This window comes from Pseudomonas sp. GNP014, from assembly GCF_054344005.1.
The window spans coordinates 1,191,496-1,210,319 of record NZ_JBTGUS010000001.1 but is presented as its reverse complement, the minus strand read 5'-3'; the positions used below and the strand labels follow the sequence as shown (position 1 = coordinate 1,210,319).

The following is an 18,824-nucleotide window of genomic DNA, read 5'->3' as shown; positions in this document are numbered from 1 at the left end:
CACTTTTGTCTGGATTCCGGTTTATGAGCACACCTCGTGAAACCATCGCCGCTGTCGCCACCGCTCAAGGTCGTGGCGGTGTGGGCATCGTCCGTATTTCCGGGCCGTTGGCCAGTGTTGCAGCGAAAGCCATCAGCGGCCGAGAACTGAAACCGCGTTATGCCCATTACGGGCCGTTTTTCAGTGACGACCAACAGGTGCTCGATGAAGGCCTGGCGCTGTATTTTCCCGGCCCGAACTCGTTCACCGGCGAAGACGTGCTGGAACTGCAGGGCCACGGTGGCCCTATCGTTCTCGACATGTTGCTCAAGCGTTGCCTGGAACTGGGTTGTCGTCTGGCTCGCCCGGGCGAATTCAGTGAGCGAGCATTCCTCAATGACAAACTCGACCTGGCCCAGGCCGAAGCGATTGCCGACCTGATCGAGGCGAGTTCTGCACAGGCAGCACGCAATGCTCTGCGTTCCTTGCAAGGAGCGTTCTCCCAGCGTGTGCATAACCTGACCGAGCAGTTGATCAGCCTGCGAATCTATGTCGAAGCGGCCATCGACTTTCCGGAAGAAGAAATCGACTTCCTTGCCGATGGCCATGTGCTGAGCATGCTCGACAAGGTACGCGACGAATTATCCACAGTGCTGCGCGAAGCCGGGCAGGGCGCATTGCTGCGCGATGGCATGACCGTAGTGATCGCCGGCCGACCGAATGCCGGCAAGTCCAGCCTGTTGAATGCTTTGGCGGGGCGTGAAGCTGCGATCGTCACCGAGATCGCCGGCACCACGCGGGACATTCTGCGCGAACATATCCACATCGACGGCATGCCGTTGCATGTGGTGGATACCGCTGGTCTGCGCGATACGGACGATCAGGTGGAAAAGATCGGCGTGGAACGTGCGCTCAAGGCCATCACAGAAGCCGATCGAGTGTTGTTGGTCGTCGATGCGACAGCGCCGGAAGCAGCAGATCCGTTTGCCCTGTGGCCGGAGTTCCTCGAAACCCGGCCCGATCCGGCGAAAGTGACCCTGATCCGCAACAAGGCGGACCTGACGGGCGAAGCGATTGCCCTGGAAGTCAGCGAGGATGGCCACGTCACCATCAGCCTCAGCGCCAAATCGGCGGGTGAGGGGCTGGAATTGCTGCGCGAACACCTCAAAGCCTGCATGGGCTACGAACAGACCTCGGAAAGCAGTTTCAGCGCACGCCGCCGGCATCTGGAAGCGCTGCGCCACGCCAGTGCAGCGCTGGAACACGGTCGCGCACAATTGACGCTGGCCGGGGCCGGTGAACTGTTGGCTGAAGATTTGCGTCAGGCACAGCACGCTCTGGGTGAAATCACCGGGGCATTCAGCTCGGATGATTTGCTTGGAAGGATCTTCTCCAGCTTCTGCATCGGCAAATAACTCTCCTGCTATTCACAGACAGGTCCGTTCGCGACCTGTCTGCTTCCCTCCTTTTTAAATTCCTTCCACGAGTGCCGGGCAGATTTTTCCGCCCTGAGCGGTTTTCCGCTGCCCGCTGTCTCCTCGTTCATCAGATTTCTGTGGATTAAGCTCTGTGAATAACTGCCACTGAGGTCAGTTGATAACAGGGCCTCAAAACTGGATATAACCCGCCCTGTGGATAACCACCTCATTCATCCACAGGCTTACACCGGTTATCCAAGGGCCTCATGGGCACATGACCACAGAGTTTTGAATCGCTGTACATATTGAAAATAAAGGCCTGTAGAGATCTATCCACAGAAAGGATGGGCAGTAAGAATAAACATAAAAACAAAGGTTTTATAAATTTCTCTCTTTTTTATTCTTTTAACTTCGAGTTCTCCACAGCTGGTTAAATTTTGTGCAAAGGGTTCTTTAGGAAGGGCGAAGTCCCTATACTTGTCGACCAGGTCCAGAAACCTGATCTCAAACTATTCCTGAATGACCTAATTAAGCAGGCACGAGGTGCGTGGTGGATTTCCCTTCCCGTTTTGAAGTGATCGTCATCGGCGGCGGTCATGCCGGTACCGAGGCAGCACTGGCCTCAGCACGTATGGGGGCAAAAACCCTGTTGCTGACGCATAACGTGGAAACCCTCGGTGCCATGAGCTGCAACCCGGCCATCGGTGGCATCGGCAAAAGCCATCTGGTCAAGGAAATTGACGCCCTTGGCGGCGCGATGGCCATGGCGACCGACCTGGGCGGCATCCAGTTTCGCGTGTTGAACAGCCGTAAAGGCCCGGCCGTGCGTGCAACCCGTGCACAAGCTGACCGGATTCTTTACAAGGCCGCTGTCCGCGAGATCCTGGAAAACCAGCCGAACCTGTGGATATTTCAACAGGCTGCTGACGACCTGATCGTCGAGCAGGAACAAGTGCGTGGTGTTGTCACGCAAATGGGTCTGCGGTTCTTCGCCGATTCCGTGGTGTTGACCACCGGTACTTTCCTCGGTGGACTTATCCACATCGGTTTGCAGAATTTTTCCGGCGGTCGCGCCGGTGATCCGCCGTCGATTGCCCTGGCTCATCGTCTGCGTGAACTGCCCTTGCGAGTCGGGCGGCTGAAAACCGGTACGCCGCCGCGTATTGATGGCAAATCTGTGGATTTCTCGGTGATGACCGAGCAACCGGGTGATACACCGATCCCGGTGATGTCGTTCATGGGCAACAAGGAACAGCATCCGCGTCAGGTCAGTTGCTGGATTACCCACACCAACGCCCGTACCCACGAAATCATCGCGGCGAACCTCGACCGGTCGCCGATGTATTCGGCTGCCGGCGAGATTGAAGGCATCGGCCCGCGTTACTGCCCGTCGATCGAAGACAAGATTCACCGCTTTGCCGACAAGGAAAGCCATCAGGTGTTCATCGAACCGGAAGGTCTGACCACCCATGAGCTGTATCCGAACGGGATATCCACAAGCTTGCCGTTCGACGTGCAATTGCAGATCGTGCAATCGATCCGCGGCATGGAAAACGCGCACATCGTGCGTCCGGGTTATGCGATCGAGTACGACTACTTCGATCCCCGCGACCTGAAGTACAGCCTGGAAACCAAAGTCATTGGCGGTCTGTTCTTCGCCGGGCAGATCAACGGCACCACCGGCTACGAAGAGGCCGGTGCACAAGGTCTGCTCGCCGGCGCCAACGCTGCATTGCGTGCGCAGGGCAAAGAAGCCTGGTGTCCGCGTCGCGATGAAGCGTACATCGGCGTGTTGGTCGACGACCTGATCACCCTCGGTACCCAAGAGCCGTACCGTATGTTCACGTCCCGTGCCGAATACCGTCTGATTCTGCGTGAGGACAACGCCGACCTGCGTCTGACCGAAAAAGGTCGCGAGCTCGGCTTGGTCGATGACGTGCGCTGGGCGGCCTTCTGCAAGAAACGCGAAAGCATCGAACTCGAAGAGCAGCGCCTGAAAAGCACTTGGGTTCGCCCGGGCACGCAGCAGGGCGATGCGATTGCCGAAAAATTCGGCACGCCGCTGACTCACGAATACAACTTGCTCAACCTCTTGAGTCGTCCGGAAATCGACTACGCTGGTCTGGTCGAAGTGACTGGCAACGGTGCCGAAGATCCACAGGTCGCCGAGCAGGTTGAGATCAAGACCAAATACGCCGGTTACATCGACCGTCAACAGGACGAAATCGCCCGTCTGCGCGCCAGCGAAGACACGAAACTGCCTGTGGATATCGACTACACCAACATTTCCGGTCTCTCCAAGGAGATCCAGAGCAAGCTGGGTGCGACGCGTCCGGAGACGCTCGGTCAGGCTTCGCGGATTCCGGGCGTGACCCCGGCAGCGATTTCGCTGTTGATGATTCATTTGAAAAAACGCGGCGCGGGCCGTCAGTTGGAGCAAAGCGCTTGAGTTCTAAGGTCACTTCGCAACACGCCGAAGAGTTATCCACAGGAGCCCGCGCGCTCGGTGTCAATCTCACTGAAACCCAGCACGAATTGCTGCTGGGTTATCTGGCCCTGTTGATCAAATGGAACCAGGCCTACAACCTGACTGCCGTGCGCGACCCGGACGAAATGGTTTCGCGGCACTTGCTCGACAGTCTGAGCGTGATGTCGTTCATCGAAAACGGCCGCTGGCTTGACGTCGGCAGCGGCGGTGGCATGCCGGGGATTCCGTTGGCGATCCTGTACCCGGACGCGCAAGTCACCTGTCTGGACAGCAACGGCAAGAAAACCCGCTTCCTGACCCAGGTCAAACTCGAACTGAAACTGGATAACCTGCAAGTTATCCACAGTCGCGTCGAAGCGTTCCAGCCTGCGCAGCCGTTCAACGGGATCATTTCCCGGGCGTTCAGCAGCATGGAAAACTTCACCAACTGGACTCGCCACCTCGGCGATGCCGATACACGCTGGCTGGCAATGAAGGGCGTTCATCCGGCCGATGAGCTGGTAGCATTGCCGGCAGACTTCAAACTCGATAGCGAACACGCCCTGGCCGTACCCGGTTGCCAAGGCCAACGCCATCTGCTGATACTGCGCCGCACGGCATGATTGGGAACACAAGCAAGAATGGCTAAGGTATTCGCGATAGCGAACCAGAAGGGTGGTGTGGGCAAGACCACCACCTGTATCAACCTCGCAGCATCCCTGGTCGCCACCAAGCGCCGGGTGCTGTTGATCGATCTCGATCCACAGGGCAACGCCACCATGGGTAGCGGTGTGGATAAACATGGCCTGGAAAACTCGGTCTACGACCTGCTGATCGGCGAATGCGATCTGGCCCAGGCCATGCACTATTCCGAGCACGGCGGTTATCAACTGCTGCCGGCCAACCGTGATTTGACGGCGGCCGAAGTGGTGCTGCTGGAAATGCAGATGAAGGAAAGCCGTCTGCGCAGCGCGCTGGCGCCGATCCGCGAAAACTACGATTACATTCTGATCGACTGTCCGCCGTCGCTGTCGATGCTCACGCTGAACGCACTGGTTGCCGCCGATGGGGTGATTATCCCCATGCAGTGCGAGTACTTTGCGCTCGAGGGTTTGAGCGACCTTGTGGATAACATCAAGCGCATCGCTGAACTGCTGAACCCGAACCTGAAAGTCGAGGGCCTGCTGCGGACCATGTACGACCCGCGCCTGAGCCTGATGAACGATGTGTCGGCGCAGCTCAAGGAACACTTCGGCGAGCAGCTCTACGACACGGTGATCCCGCGCAACATTCGCCTGGCCGAAGCGCCGAGCTACGGCATGCCGGCGCTGGCCTACGACAAGCAATCGCGCGGCGCCCTGGCCTACCTGGCCCTGGCCGGCGAGATGGTTCGTCGTCAGCGCAAAAATTCACGCATCGCCGCTGCCCAGCCAACTTAAGGAATCCCCATGGCCGTCAAGAAACGAGGTCTCGGACGTGGACTGGATGCACTGCTGAGTGGTCCGACCGTCAGCGCGCTGGAAGAACAAGCGGCGCAGGCCGATACCCGTGAGTTGCAACACTTGCCGCTGGACTTGCTCCAGCGCGGCAAATACCAGCCACGTCGGGACATGGACCCGCAGGCGCTGGAAGAACTGGCGTCGTCGATCAAGGCACAAGGCGTCATGCAGCCGATCGTGGTGCGCCCGATTGGCGGTGGCCGTTTTGAGATCATCGCCGGTGAGCGCCGCTGGCGTGCCAGCCAGCAGGCCGGGCAGGAAACCATCCCGGCCATGGTCCGCGATGTGCCGGATGAAACCGCGATCGCCATTGCGCTGATCGAAAACATCCAGCGCGAAGACCTCAACCCGATCGAGGAAGCGGTCGCCCTGCAGCGTCTGCAGCAGGAATTCCAGCTCACTCAGCAGCAAGTCGCCGAGGCTGTGGGTAAGTCCCGCGTCACTGTGGCTAACCTGTTGCGGCTTATTGCACTGCCGGAAGTGATCAAGACCATGCTGTCCCACGGCGACCTGGAAATGGGCCACGCTCGTGCATTGCTCGGTCTGCCGGACAATCAGCAGGTCGAGGGGGCGCGACATGTTGTCGCACGCGGCCTGACCGTGCGCCAAACCGAGGCACTGGTTCGCCAGTGGCTGAGTGGTAAACCGGAGCCGGTGGAAGCGGCCAAACCCGACCCGGATATCGCCCGCCTCGAGCAGCGTCTGGCCGAGCGCCTAGGCTCTGCGGTGCAGATTCGCCACGGAAAGAAGGGAAAGGGTCAGCTGGTCATCGGTTATAACTCCCTCGATGAGCTTCAAGGTGTGCTCGCACACATCCGCTGAAACATTTCCTCATGTAGCGCGCAGTCGGAAATCACTACCTGACAGTTGAATAGGGGCAGAACCGCCCCTATACTCTGCGCGCATTTTGTCGGCACAAATTATGCCAAGTTATTGAATTTCGGCAGCCGACCATTGGAGAGCAATCGTGATGGAAACCCGCAAGCCAAACCGCCTGCCGTTCCATCGCCTGGCGGTTTTTCCGGTGTTGATGGCTCAGTTTGTCGTTTTGCTCATTGCCGCTTTGGCGCTCTGGCAATGGCATGGAGTCGTTGCCGGATACTCGGGACTTTGCGGAGGCCTGATAGCCTTGCTGCCCAATGTTTATTTCGCTCACAGGGCATTTCGGTTTTCCGGCGCCCGAGCAGCCCAGTCCATCGTCCGGTCTTTTTATGCCGGCGAGGCAGGCAAACTGATTTTGACGGCAGTGCTCTTTGCACTGGTGTTTGCAGGTGTGAAGCCATTGGCGCCGATCGCAGTATTCGGCGCGTTCGTGCTGACTCAGTCGGTCAGCTGGTTCGCTCCCCTGCTGATGAGAACAAGACTTTCGAGACCTTAGGGCGTTTGAGGCAACCATGGCAGAAACAACCGCTTCGGGCTATATCCAGCACCACTTGCAGAACCTGACCTTCGGTCAGCTACCTAACGGCGGCTGGGGCTTTGCCCATACCGCAGCAGAAGCCAAGGAAATGGGCTTCTGGGCTTTCCACGTCGATACCCTCGGCTGGTCGGTCGCGCTGGGTCTGATCTTCGTTCTTCTTTTCCGCATGGCGGCAAAGAAAGCGACTTCGGGTCAGCCAGGTGCTTTGCAGAACTTCGTTGAAGTATTGGTCGAATTCGTCGATGGCAGCGTGAAAGACAGCTTCCATGGCCGTAGCCCGGTGATCGCACCGCTGGCACTGACCATCTTCGTCTGGGTGTTCCTGATGAACGCCGTCGACCTGGTACCGGTCGACTGGATTCCTCAGCTGGCCATCCTGATCTCCGGCGACCACCACATCCCGTTCCGCGCCGTGTCGACTACCGACCCGAACGCGACCCTGGGCATGGCCTTCTCGGTTTTCGCCCTGATCATTTTCTACAGCATCAAGGTCAAGGGCCTCGGCGGCTTCATCGGCGAGCTGACCCTGCACCCGTTCGGCAGCAAGAACATCTTCGTTCAGGCTCTGCTGATCCCGGTGAACTTCCTGCTGGAATTCGTGACCCTGATCGCCAAGCCGATCTCTCTGGCTCTGCGTCTGTTCGGCAACATGTATGCCGGCGAGCTGGTGTTCATTCTGATCGCTGTGATGTTCGGCAGCGGCCTGCTCTGGCTGAGCGGCCTGGGCGTTGTTCTGCAGTGGGCGTGGGCGGTGTTCCACATCCTGATCATCACGCTGCAGGCGTTCATCTTCATGATGCTGACCATCGTCTACCTGTCGATGGCGCACGAAGAAAACCATTAAGACCAGTCTCGACTAGTCTGATGTCCTTCCCGGTCAAACGGGAAGGGGCTCTTCACAGGGCACCTGAAACGATTTGTTTTACCGCTTTAATCTAAAAAACCTAAACCATACGACGTAAAAGTCGGGAGGAAAGATGGAAACTGTAGTTGGTCTAACCGCTATCGCTGTTGCACTGTTGATCGGCCTGGGCGCACTGGGTACCGCAATTGGTTTCGGCCTGCTGGGCGGCAAGTTCCTGGAAGGCGCAGCGCGTCAGCCAGAAATGGTTCCAATGCTGCAAGTTAAAATGTTCATCGTTGCCGGTCTGCTCGACGCCGTAACCATGATCGGTGTTGGTATCGCTCTGTTCTTCACCTTTGCGAACCCGTTCGTTGGTCAAATCGCTGGCTAATCATTCGGATTTTCCGAGTGATTTGGTGTGATGGACAACGTAACTGCGAGGTGTTGGCGTGAACATTAATGCGACCCTGATTGGCCAGTCCGTTGCGTTCCTGATTTTTGTACTGTTCTGCATGAAGTTCGTATGGCCTCCGGTCATCGCAGCTCTGCACGAACGTCAAAAGAAGATCGCTGATGGTCTGGACGCTGCCAGCCGTGCAGCTCGCGACCTGGAGTTGGCCCAAGAAAAAGCGGGTCAGCAACTGCGCGAAGCGAAAGCTCAGGCAGCTGAAATCATCGAGCAAGCCAAGAAACGCGGTAACCAGATTGTCGAAGAGGCCGTTGAAAAGGCCCGTGTCGACGCTGACCGTGTGAAGGTTCAGGCTCAAGCCGAGATCGAACAGGAACTGAACAGTGTCAAAGACAAGCTGCGCGCCCAAGTGGGCTTGCTGGCTGTCGGCGGCGCCGAGAAGATCCTGGGTGCCACAATCGATCAAAACGCGCACGCAGAGCTGGTTAACCAACTGGCTGCTGAAATCTAAGCGAGGGCGATCATGGCAGAACTGACCACGTTGGCCCGACCTTACGCTAAGGCGGCCTTCGAGCACGCTCAGGCCCACCAGCAACTGGCCAATTGGTCAGCCATGCTCGGCCTGGCTGCAGCGGTGTCGCAAGACGACACCATGCAGCGCGTGCTCAAGGCCCCGCGACTGACGAGCGCAGAAAAGGCCGCCACGTTTATTGACGTGTGCGGCGACAAGTTTGATGCCAAGGCACAGAACTTCATCAATGTCGTTGCCGAAAACGACCGTCTCCCGCTTTTGCCGGAGATTGCCGCTCTTTTCGACCTGTACAAGGCCGAACAAGAGAAGTCGGTAGACGTTGAAGTGACCAGTGCTTTTGCATTGAACCAAGAACAGCAAGACAAACTCGCCAAGGTTCTCAGTGCACGACTCAACCGGGAAGTGCGCCTGCAAGTTGCGGAGGATGCTGCCCTTATAGGTGGTGTCGTTATCCGCGCCGGCGACCTGGTTATCGATGGCTCGATTCGCGGCAAAATCGCGAAACTTGCCGAAGCATTGAAATCTTGAGTTTGAAGGGGCAGCAGAGCAATGCAGCAACTCAATCCTTCCGAAATAAGTGAAATTATCAAGGGCCGCATCGACAAGCTCGATGTGACCTCCCAAGCCCGTAACGAAGGCACTGTCGTCAGCGTATCTGACGGTATCGTGCGGATTCACGGTCTGGCCGACGTCATGTACGGCGAGATGATCGAGTTTCCGGGCGGCGTCTACGGTATGGCCCTCAACCTGGAGCAAGACTCCGTAGGTGCCGTTGTACTGGGCGCTTACCAGTCTCTGGCTGAAGGCATGAGCGCCAAGTGCACCGGCCGCATCCTCGAAGTTCCGGTTGGTAAGGAACTGCTGGGTCGCGTAGTCGACGCACTGGGTAACCCTGTTGACGGCAAAGGTCCACTGGGCAACACCTTGACCGACGCGGTCGAGAAAGTTGCTCCGGGCGTGATCTGGCGTAAGTCGGTAGACCAGCCTGTACAGACTGGCTACAAGGCTGTCGATGCCATGATCCCTGTCGGCCGTGGCCAGCGTGAGCTGATCATCGGTGACCGTCAGATCGGTAAAACCGCTCTGGCGATCGACGCGATCATCAACCAGAAAGACAGCGGCATTTTCTGCGTCTATGTAGCCATCGGTCAGAAACAATCGACCATCGCCAACGTGGTTCGCAAGCTGGAAGAAAACGGCGCCCTGGCCAACACGATCATCGTGGCTGCCAGTGCTTCGGAATCTCCTGCGCTGCAATTCCTGGCACCGTACTCCGGTTGCACCATGGGTGAATTCTTCCGCGACCGCGGTGAAGACGCGCTGATCGTTTATGACGATCTGTCCAAGCAAGCAGTGGCTTACCGCCAGATTTCCCTGCTGCTGCGCCGTCCACCAGGCCGTGAAGCTTACCCAGGCGACGTGTTCTATCTCCACTCCCGTCTGCTGGAGCGCGCATCCCGCGTTTCGGAAGAATACGTAGAGAAGTTCACCAACGGCGCAGTGACCGGCAAAACCGGTTCCCTGACCGCACTGCCGATCATCGAAACCCAGGCTGGCGACGTTTCCGCGTTCGTTCCGACCAACGTGATTTCCATCACCGACGGTCAGATCTTCCTGGAATCGGCCATGTTCAACTCGGGCATCCGCCCTGCAGTGAACGCCGGTGTTTCGGTATCCCGTGTGGGTGGTGCCGCTCAGACCAAGATAATCAAGAAGCTGTCCGGTGGTATCCGTACCGCTCTGGCTCAGTACCGTGAACTGGCGGCATTCGCCCAGTTCGCTTCTGACCTGGACGAAGCGACCCGCAAGCAACTTGAGCATGGTCAGCGCGTTACCGAGCTGATGAAGCAGAAGCAATACGCACCAATGTCGATCGCTGACATGGCGCTGTCGCTGTATGCCGCTGAGCGTGGGTTCCTGACTGACGTTGAAATCGCCAAGATCGGCAGCTTCGAACAAGCGCTGATTGCTTTCTTCAACCGCGATCACGCCGATTTGATGGCGAAGATCAACGTTAAAGGTGACTTCAATGACGAAATCGACGCTGGCATGAAAGCCGGTATCGAGAAGTTCAAGGCCACCCAAACCTGGTAAGCCGCAGCGGGAGCCGCGAGGCTCCCGCTTGCTAACCTGATAGGTGTTACATGGCAGGCGCAAAAGAGATTCGCAGTAAGATTGCGAGCATCAAAAGCACGCAAAAGATTACCAGCGCCATGGAAAAAGTGGCGGTCAGCAAAATGCGCAAGGCACAAATGCGCATGGCTGCTAGCCGTCCTTATGCGGAACGTATCCGCCAGGTAATTGGGCATCTGGCCAACGCCAACCCGGAATACCGCCACCCGTTCATGATCGACCGCGCCATCAAGCGTGTCGGTTATGTCGTTGTGAGCAGTGACCGTGGTTTGTGCGGCGGCTTGAACACCAACCTGTTCAAGGCCCTGGTCAAGGACATGGCGGTAAACCGCGAAAACGGCGTCGAGATTGATCTGTGTGTCGTTGGTAGCAAGGGTGCGGCCTTTTTCCGCAACTTCGGCGGTAACGTCGTTGCAGCTATCAGCCACCTGGGTGAAGAGCCGTCGATCAATGATCTGATCGGCAGCGTCAAGGTGATGCTGGATGCCTACCTGGACGGCCGTATTGACCGCCTGTCCGTGGTATCCAACAAGTTCATCAACACCATGACGCAGCAGCCTACCGTGGAGCAGTTGATTCCACTGGTGGCTACCCCGGATCAGGATCTCAAGCACCACTGGGACTATCTCTACGAACCGGATGCCAAAGAGCTGCTTGACGGCTTGATGGTCCGCTACGTTGAGTCGCAGGTCTACCAGGCGGTGGTCGAGAACAACGCGGCTGAACAAGCTGCGCGGATGATCGCGATGAAGAACGCTACCGACAACGCCGGTGATTTGATCAGCGATTTGCAGCTGATCTACAACAAGGCGCGTCAGGCTGCGATCACCCAAGAGATCTCGGAAATCGTCGGCGGCGCTGCCGCGGTTTAACGGTTCAAATATTCAGAGGATCCAGCTATGAGTAGCGGACGTATCGTTCAAATCATCGGCGCCGTTATCGACGTGGAATTTCCACGCGACAGCGTACCGAGCATCTACAACGCGCTGACTGTACAAAGCGCGGCCGCAACCACTCTGGAAGTTCAGCAGCAGCTGGGCGACGGCGTGGTTCGCACCATTGCGATGGGTTCCACCGAGGGCTTGAAGCGCGGTCTGGAAGTTACCGACTCTGGCGCAGCCATCTCCGTACCGGTCGGTAAAGCGACCCTGGGCCGGATCATGGACGTCCTCGGCAACCCGATCGACGAAGCTGGCCCGATCGACACCGAAGAGCGTTGGGGCATTCACCGTCCAGCGCCTTCGTTCGCTGAGCAAGCAGGCGGCAACGACCTGCTGGAAACCGGCATCAAGGTTATCGACCTGGTTTGCCCGTTCGCCAAAGGCGGTAAAGTCGGTCTGTTCGGTGGTGCCGGTGTAGGCAAAACCGTAAACATGATGGAACTGATCCGTAACATCGCCATCGAGCACAGCGGTTATTCCGTGTTCGCCGGTGTGGGTGAGCGTACTCGTGAGGGTAACGACTTCTACCACGAGATGAAGGACTCCAACGTTCTGGACAAAGTGGCACTGGTTTACGGTCAGATGAACGAGCCGCCGGGAAACCGTCTGCGCGTAGCTCTGACCGGCCTGACCATGGCCGAGAAGTTCCGTGACGAAGGTAACGACGTTCTGCTGTTCGTCGACAACATCTATCGTTACACCCTGGCCGGTACCGAAGTATCCGCACTGCTGGGCCGTATGCCTTCGGCAGTAGGTTACCAGCCGACCCTGGCTGAAGAGATGGGCGTTCTGCAAGAACGTATCACTTCGACCAAGGAAGGTTCGATCACCTCGATCCAAGCGGTATACGTACCTGCGGACGACTTGACCGACCCGTCGCCAGCGACCACCTTCGCCCACTTGGACGCCACCGTCGTTCTGTCCCGTGACATCGCTTCCCTGGGTATCTACCCAGCGGTAGATCCACTGGATTCGACTTCGCGCCAGCTGGACCCGAACGTAATCGGCCAGGACCACTACGACACCGCTCGCGGCGTTCAGTACGTTCTGCAACGTTACAAAGAGCTGAAGGACATCATCGCGATCCTGGGTATGGACGAGCTGTCGGAAGCCGACAAGCAGTTGGTAAACCGTGCTCGTAAGATCCAGCGCTTCTTGTCGCAGCCGTTCTTCGTGGCTGAAGTCTTCACCGGTGCATCGGGTAAATACGTTTCCCTGAAAGACACCATTGCTGGCTTCAAAGGCATCCTCAACGGTGACTACGACCACCTGCCAGAACAAGCGTTCTACATGGTTGGCGGCATCGAAGAAGCGATCGAGAAAGCCAAGAAACTGTAATCCCGGCGCCCGGCAACGGGCGCTAATTTAGGTTGAGGCAATCAGATGGCTATGACAGTCCATTGCGATATCGTCAGCGCGGAAGGGGAAATCTTTTCCGGCTTGGTCGAGATGGTGATTGCGCACGGTGCACTGGGTGATCTTGGTATCGCTCTGGGTCACGCGCCGCTGATCACTAATCTGAAGCCAGGTCCGATCCGCCTGATCAAGCAAGGCGGGGAAGCCGAGGTGTTCTACATCTCCGGTGGTTTCCTCGAGGTTCAGCCGAACATGGTCAAGGTGCTTGCCGATACCGTGCAACGTGCCGCCGACCTGGATGAAGCTCAGGCTCAAGCAGCTCTCAAGGCTGCCGAGGCTGCTCTGCACGAGAAGAGCGCAGATTTCGATTACGGAGCTGCGTCCGCACGTCTGGCCGAGGCTGCAGCTCAGCTGCGCACCGTCCAGCAGATCCGCAAGAAGTTTGGCGGTTAATCCGTCAGCCGCTTGTTGTGCGATTGATAAAAAAGGGTAGCCTCGGCTACCCTTTTTTCTTTTCCGAATTCCCAGAACCCGGTCGCAGTTGCTGACCACCCAGGATTGGTAGCCAGTCATGTCTCTCGAAATCGTTATCCTCGCGGCCGGTCAAGGCACCCGCATGCGTTCGGCGCTGCCGAAGGTGCTGCACCCGATTGCCGGCAACTCCATGCTGGGGCATGTTATCCACAGCGCCCGGCAACTCGATCCACAGCGCATCCATGTGGTCATCGGCCATGGTGCCGATGTGGTCCGTGAGCGTCTGGCCGCCGACGATCTGAATTTTGTCCTGCAGGACAAGCAACTGGGTACCGGTCATGCCACCGCGCAGGCGGTGCCGTTCATCAGCGCGGATACCGTTCTGATTCTGTACGGCGACGTGCCGCTGATCGAAGTCGAAACCCTGCAACGTCTGCTCAGGCACGTCGTGCCTGGACAGATGGGCTTGCTCACCGTCGAACTGGATGACCCGACCGGCTACGGCCGTATCGTGCGGGACGCCGACGGCAAGGTGGCGGCCATCGTTGAGCACAAGGATGCCAGCGAAGCGCAGCGCGCGATCACTGAAGGCAACACCGGCATCCTCGCCGTGCCGGCCAACCGTCTGGCCGACTGGATGAGTCGACTGTCGAACAACAATGCCCAGGGCGAGTATTACCTGACCGACGTGATCGAAATGGCGGTCAGCGATGGTCTGGTCGTGGCCACCGAACAACCGCACGACCCGATGGAAGTGCAGGGCGCCAACGACCGCAGGCAACTGGCCGAGCTGGAGCGTCATTACCAGTTGCGCGCTGGCCGTCGGTTGATGGCGCAAGGCGTGACGCTGCGCGACCCGGCGCGCTTTGATGTGCGTGGCGAAGTGACCGTCGGTCGCGACGTGCTGATCGACATCAACGTGATCCTCGAAGGCAACGTTGTCATCGAAGACGATGTGGTGATCGGCCCGAACTGCGTGATCAAGGACAGCACCCTGCGCAAAGGCGTGGTGATCAAGGCCAATAGTCATATCGAAGGTGCTGTTATGGGCGAGGGCAGTGATGCCGGCCCGTTTGCACGTCTGCGTCCAGGCACCGTGCTTGAAGCGCGCGCGCATGTGGGTAACTTTGTCGAACTGAAAAATGCCCACATGGGCGAGGGCGCCAAGGCCGGTCACCTGACCTATCTGGGTGATGCCGACATCGGTGCACGCACCAACATCGGCGCCGGCACCATCACCTGCAATTACGACGGCGCCAACAAGTGGAAAACCGTGTTGGGTGCCGATGTGTTCATCGGCTCCAATAACTCGTTGGTCGCGCCTGTGGATATCTCTGACGGTGCAACCACTGCTGCCGGTTCGACGATTACCCAAAATGTGGATAACGTGCAGTTGGCGGTCGGTCGTGCTCGCCAGAGGAACATCGACGGCTGGAAGCGGCCGGAGAAGATCAAGAAAAGCTGAGTTATACACAGGCCGTTCGAGTGCCATCGCGGGCAAGCCCGCTCCCACAGGATTCGTGTTGAAGGACAGATCTTCAACACACAGCGAATCCAGGTGGGAGCGGGCTTGCCCGCAATGCTTTTATCCACAGAATATTTATTGAGTGCCTGCTTGACGATTCAGGGCCGATAGGTTTTGATTACTTCCGTTATCTTTCGAATCGAAACTTATATCGCCATGTCGAAACGCAACACGCCCCAGCGCCGTCACAACATCCTCGCCTTGCTCAACGAGCAGGGCGAAGTCAGTGTGGACGAATTGGCCAAGCGCTTCGAAACCTCAGAAGTTACGATTCGCAAGGATCTGGCCGCACTGGAGAGCCACGGCTTGTTGCTTCGTCGTTACGGCGGGGCGATCACCATGCCGCAAGAGCTGGTGGCAGAAACTGCCCAGAGCGTTTCCAAATATAAACAGGCGATTGCCCGGGCGGCGGTCAAGCGCATTCGCGAACACGCACGCATCATCATCGACAGCGGCAGTACCACCGCCGCGATGATCCCCGAACTCGGCCAGCAGCCGGGTCTGGTGGTCATGACCAATTCCCTCCACGTTGCCAACGCCTTGAGTGAACTCGAGCACGAGCCGGTGCTGTTGATGACCGGCGGCACCTGGGATCCGCATTCGGAGTCCTTTCAGGGCCAGGTCGCCGAGCAGGTACTACGCTCTTACGACTTCGACCAGTTGTTCATCGGCGCCGACGGTATTGATCTGGTACGCGGCACGACGACCTTCAATGAACTGCTGGGGCTGAGCCGGGTAATGGCGGAAGTGGCGCGGGAAGTCATCGTGATGGTCGAGGCCGACAAGATCGGCCGCAAGATCCCCAATCTGGAGCTGCCCTGGAGCAGCGTCCATACCCTAATTACCGATGATCGCCTGCCTAACGATGCACGCGATCAGATTCAGGCCCGCGGTATCACCGTGATTTGCGCGGCTGTCAGTCAGGAGAAATAAGCATGTGTGGAATTGTCGGCGCAGTTGCTGAACGTAATATCACCGCCATCCTGCTCGAAGGTCTCAAGCGCCTCGAATACCGCGGCTATGACAGCGCTGGTGTGGCGGTGTACACCAATGACGCAAGCCTTGAGCGGATGCGCCGTCCGGGCAAAGTCAGCGAGCTTGAAACCGCACTGGCCGAGCATCCGCTGGTCGGTCGCCTCGGCATCGCCCACACCCGCTGGGCCACCCACGGTGCGCCCTGCGAACGTAACGCTCACCCACATTTCTCCGGCGATATCGCGGTGGTGCACAACGGCATCATCGAGAACCATGAAGCCCTGCGTGAACAACTCAAAGCGCTGGGTTATGTATTCACCTCGGACACTGACACCGAAGTCATCGCGCATTTGCTCAGCCACAAACTCAAGGATCAACCGGACCTGACCGTCGCGCTCAAAGCCACGGTCAAGGAACTGCACGGCGCTTATGGTCTGGCGGTGATCAATGCACAACAACCGGATCGTCTGGTCGCTGCGCGCAGTGGCAGCCCGTTGGTGATCGGCCTGGGGCTGGGTGAGAACTTCCTCGCCTCCGATCAACTGGCGCTGCGTCAGGTCACCGACCGTTTCATGTACCTGGAAGAAGGCGATATCGCCGAAATTCGCCGCGATAACGTGCAGATCTGGGATGTAAACGGTACTGCCGTCGAGCGCCAGACCGTGCAGTACAGCGACGGTGCCGAGGCCGCCGACAAGGGTGAGTTCCGCCACTACATGCTCAAGGAAATCCACGAGCAACCGACGGTGGTTCAGCGCACGCTCGAAGGTCGCCTGAGCCATGATCAAGTGCTGGTACAGGCCTTTGGCCCGCAAGCCGCCGAGCTGTTCGCCAAAGTGCGCAACGTGCAGATTGTGGCCTGCGGCACCAGCTACCACGCCGGTATGGTTGCCCGTTACTGGCTCGAAGAACTGGCCGGGATTCCGTGCCAGGTCGAAGTTGCCAGCGAATTCCGTTACCGCAAAGTGGTGGTGCAGCCGAACACCCTGTTCGTCACTATCTCGCAGTCCGGCGAAACCGCCGACACCCTGGCCGCGCTGCGTAATGCCAAGGAGCTGGGGTTCCTCGCCAGCCTGGCGATCTGCAACGTCGGCATCAGTTCGCTGGTGCGTGAATCCGACCTGACTCTGCTGACCCAGGCCGGCCGCGAAATCGGCGTGGCCTCGACCAAAGCCTTCACCACGCAACTGGTCGGTCTGTTGCTGCTGACCCTGTCGTTGGGTCAGGTGCGCGGCACCCTGGCCAAGGGCGTTGAAGCCCGTCTGGTGGAAGAACTGCGTCGCCTGCCAACCCGCTTGGGTGAAGCACTGGCGATGGACAGCACGGTGGAAAAAATCGCCGAACTGTTCGCCGAGAAGAACCACACCCTGTTCCTCGGCCGTGGCGCGCAATTCCCGGTGGCGATGGAAGGTGCGCTGAAACTCAAGGAAATCTCCTACATTCACGCCGAAGCCTATCCGGCCGGTGAACTGAAACACGGCCCGCTGGCGCTGGTGGATAACGACATGCCGGTGGTCACCGTGGCGCCGAACAACGAACTGCTGGAGAAGCTCAAATCCAACCTGCAGGAAGTCCGTGCCCGTGGCGGCGAACTGATCGTGTTCGCCGACGAGAAGGCCGGGATGACCAACGGCGAAGGCACCCACGTGGTGCAGATGCCGCACATCCACGACATCCTTTCGCCGATTCTCTACACCATCCCGCTGCAATTGCTGTCGTACTACGTCGCCGTGCTCAAAGGGACGGACGTCGACCAGCCGCGCAACCTGGCGAAGTCGGTGACCGTGGAATAAGTTATCCACAGTTGAGATAGCGGAAAAATTCGCAGCCTGCGACAGCTCCTACAAGGTATTGGCGTTCACCCTGTAGGTACTGCCGCAGGCTGTGATCGTTTGATTTTCAAGCGAGAGTCGACCCATGGATCGTTTCCAGGAAATGCACACCTTCGCCACCGTTGCGCAAGAGCAAGGCTTCTCGGCGGCGGCACGGCGTCTTGGAGTTTCGGCCGCCAGCATCACGCGCGCAGTCGCGGCACTGGAACAACGGATCGGTACGCAATTGCTGGTTCGCACGACGCGCACAGTCCATCTCACTGAAGCCGGTCAGCGTTACCTGGAAGACTGCCGCAGGATTCTCGCCGAAGTGCAGGAGGCCGAGGATTCCGCCGCCGGCAGCCACGCCGAGCCCCGTGGGCAACTGACGGTGACGGCGCCGGTATTGTTCGGCGAGTTGTTTGTCACGCCAGTGATGGCCGGGTATCTGGCGCAGTATCCGGACGTTTCGATCAATGCCTTGCTGCTCGACCGGGTGGTGAACATGGTCGAGGAGGGGATTGATGTGGCGGTGCGCATCGGTGAGCTGCCGGACAGCAATCAGCATGCGATTCGGGTGGGAGAGGTACGTCGGGTGGTGTGCGGCTCGCCGCAATTTCTCGCCGAACATGGCCGTCCCCGACATCCCCAGGCGCTGGCAGGCTTACCGGTGGTGGCGACGTCCGCCACTGGCCAGACGCGCAGTTGGCCGTTTCTTGAGCGCGGCGAGTCGCTGGTTGTGCGTCCGGAGCCGCGTTTGGTGGTCACCGCCAATCAGGCCGCGATCGCTGCAGCATGTCTGGGGCTGGGGTTGACCCGGGTGCTGTCCTATCAAGTGGCGAGCAAGGTGGCCGCAGGTGAGCTGGAAATTGTCCTCGCCGAATTCGAATTGCCGCCATTACCGATCCACGTGGTCTACCAAGGCGGGCGCAAGGCCCCCGCGCGCATACGCAGTTTCGTCGACTTCGCGGTCAACGCCCTGCGCGAACACCCGGCACTATTGCGTATGCTGAAATAATTGATTGCATTTGCTGGTTATTC

18 protein-coding genes are annotated in these 18,824 nt (G+C 58.4%); all 18 read left to right on the top strand.

Annotation, left to right across the window (positions count from 1 at the left end; translation table 11 throughout):
* Nucleotides 1-23: 23 nt before the first annotated feature.
* The 18 genes from mnmE to ACXX9E_RS05525 all read left to right on the top strand — a co-directional run bounded on the left by mnmE (nt 24) and on the right by ACXX9E_RS05525 (nt 18,801).
* A complete protein-coding gene (gene mnmE, locus ACXX9E_RS05610; protein ID WP_123470096.1) occupies nt 24-1,394 on the top strand; it encodes a tRNA uridine-5-carboxymethylaminomethyl(34) synthesis GTPase MnmE in 1,371 nt (456 codons plus the stop codon).
* Between the two features lie 553 nt (nt 1,395-1,947).
* On the top strand, nt 1,948-3,846 hold the full coding sequence (gene mnmG / locus ACXX9E_RS05605; RefSeq protein ID WP_458555141.1) for a tRNA uridine-5-carboxymethylaminomethyl(34) synthesis enzyme MnmG: 1,899 nt from the start codon (nt 1,948-1,950) through the stop codon (nt 3,844-3,846).
* Nucleotides 3,843-4,487 carry a 16S rRNA (guanine(527)-N(7))-methyltransferase RsmG gene (gene rsmG, locus ACXX9E_RS05600; protein WP_122842119.1) on the top strand — a complete coding sequence of 215 codons (645 nt, stop codon included), beginning with the start codon at nt 3,843-3,845 and terminating at the stop codon, nt 4,485-4,487. The genes mnmG and rsmG overlap by 4 nt, the downstream gene beginning before the upstream one ends.
* An 18-nt stretch (nt 4,488-4,505) precedes the next feature.
* Nucleotides 4,506-5,303 (top strand): ParA family protein, encoded by a 798-nt coding sequence (locus ACXX9E_RS05595; protein ID WP_003229787.1) that lies wholly within the window; start codon nt 4,506-4,508, stop codon nt 5,301-5,303.
* Nucleotides 5,304-5,312: 9 nt separating this feature from the next.
* Nucleotides 5,313-6,185: a ParB/RepB/Spo0J family partition protein gene (locus ACXX9E_RS05590; protein WP_041073587.1), complete on the top strand. Its 873-nt coding sequence runs from the start codon at nt 5,313-5,315 to the stop codon at nt 6,183-6,185.
* Between the two features lie 148 nt (nt 6,186-6,333).
* Entirely contained in the window at nt 6,334-6,741 is a 408-nt protein-coding gene (locus ACXX9E_RS05585) for a F0F1 ATP synthase subunit I (protein WP_123470093.1), read from the top strand.
* A 16-nt stretch (nt 6,742-6,757) separates the two neighbouring features.
* The gene (gene atpB / locus ACXX9E_RS05580; RefSeq protein ID WP_007954148.1) at nt 6,758-7,627 is read left to right on the top strand and encodes a F0F1 ATP synthase subunit A; all 870 of its coding nucleotides are present in this window, start codon (nt 6,758-6,760) and stop codon (nt 7,625-7,627) included.
* Nucleotides 7,628-7,760: 133 nt separating this feature from the next.
* Nucleotides 7,761-8,018, top strand: coding sequence for a F0F1 ATP synthase subunit C (gene atpE, locus ACXX9E_RS05575; RefSeq protein ID WP_003097235.1), 258 nt, complete (start codon nt 7,761-7,763; stop codon nt 8,016-8,018).
* A 58-nt stretch (nt 8,019-8,076) separates the two neighbouring features.
* A complete protein-coding gene (locus ACXX9E_RS05570; protein ID WP_007954149.1) occupies nt 8,077-8,547 on the top strand; it encodes a F0F1 ATP synthase subunit B in 471 nt (156 codons plus the stop codon).
* Nucleotides 8,548-8,559: 12 nt separating this feature from the next.
* Nucleotides 8,560-9,096, top strand: coding sequence for a F0F1 ATP synthase subunit delta (locus tag ACXX9E_RS05565; RefSeq protein ID WP_007911956.1), 537 nt, complete (start codon nt 8,560-8,562; stop codon nt 9,094-9,096).
* A gap of 21 nt (nt 9,097-9,117) precedes the next feature.
* Nucleotides 9,118-10,662 carry a F0F1 ATP synthase subunit alpha gene (gene atpA, locus ACXX9E_RS05560; RefSeq protein WP_123470091.1) on the top strand — a complete coding sequence of 515 codons (1,545 nt, stop codon included), beginning with the start codon at nt 9,118-9,120 and terminating at the stop codon, nt 10,660-10,662.
* 50 nt (nt 10,663-10,712) lie between these two features.
* Nucleotides 10,713-11,573, top strand: coding sequence for a F0F1 ATP synthase subunit gamma (gene atpG / locus ACXX9E_RS05555; RefSeq protein ID WP_008084419.1), 861 nt, complete (start codon nt 10,713-10,715; stop codon nt 11,571-11,573).
* A 27-nt stretch (nt 11,574-11,600) separates the two neighbouring features.
* On the top strand, nt 11,601-12,980 hold the full coding sequence (atpD, locus tag ACXX9E_RS05550; RefSeq protein ID WP_025112247.1) for a F0F1 ATP synthase subunit beta: 1,380 nt from the start codon (nt 11,601-11,603) through the stop codon (nt 12,978-12,980).
* Between the two features lie 45 nt (nt 12,981-13,025).
* The gene (locus ACXX9E_RS05545) at nt 13,026-13,451 is read left to right on the top strand and encodes a F0F1 ATP synthase subunit epsilon (protein WP_007954164.1); all 426 of its coding nucleotides are present in this window, start codon (nt 13,026-13,028) and stop codon (nt 13,449-13,451) included.
* 118 nt (nt 13,452-13,569) lie between these two features.
* Nucleotides 13,570-14,937: a bifunctional UDP-N-acetylglucosamine diphosphorylase/glucosamine-1-phosphate N-acetyltransferase GlmU gene (gene glmU, locus ACXX9E_RS05540; protein WP_458555140.1), complete on the top strand. Its 1,368-nt coding sequence runs from the start codon at nt 13,570-13,572 to the stop codon at nt 14,935-14,937.
* 216 nt (nt 14,938-15,153) lie between these two features.
* Nucleotides 15,154-15,930 carry a DeoR/GlpR family DNA-binding transcription regulator gene (locus ACXX9E_RS05535; RefSeq protein WP_123470087.1) on the top strand — a complete coding sequence of 259 codons (777 nt, stop codon included), beginning with the start codon at nt 15,154-15,156 and terminating at the stop codon, nt 15,928-15,930.
* Between the two features lie 2 nt (nt 15,931-15,932).
* Nucleotides 15,933-17,765, top strand: coding sequence for a glutamine--fructose-6-phosphate transaminase (isomerizing) (gene glmS / locus ACXX9E_RS05530; RefSeq protein ID WP_123470086.1), 1,833 nt, complete (start codon nt 15,933-15,935; stop codon nt 17,763-17,765).
* Nucleotides 17,766-17,889: 124 nt separating this feature from the next.
* A complete protein-coding gene (locus ACXX9E_RS05525) occupies nt 17,890-18,801 on the top strand; it encodes a LysR family transcriptional regulator (protein WP_458555139.1) in 912 nt (303 codons plus the stop codon).
* The last annotated feature ends 23 nt before the right edge of the window (nt 18,802-18,824 follow it).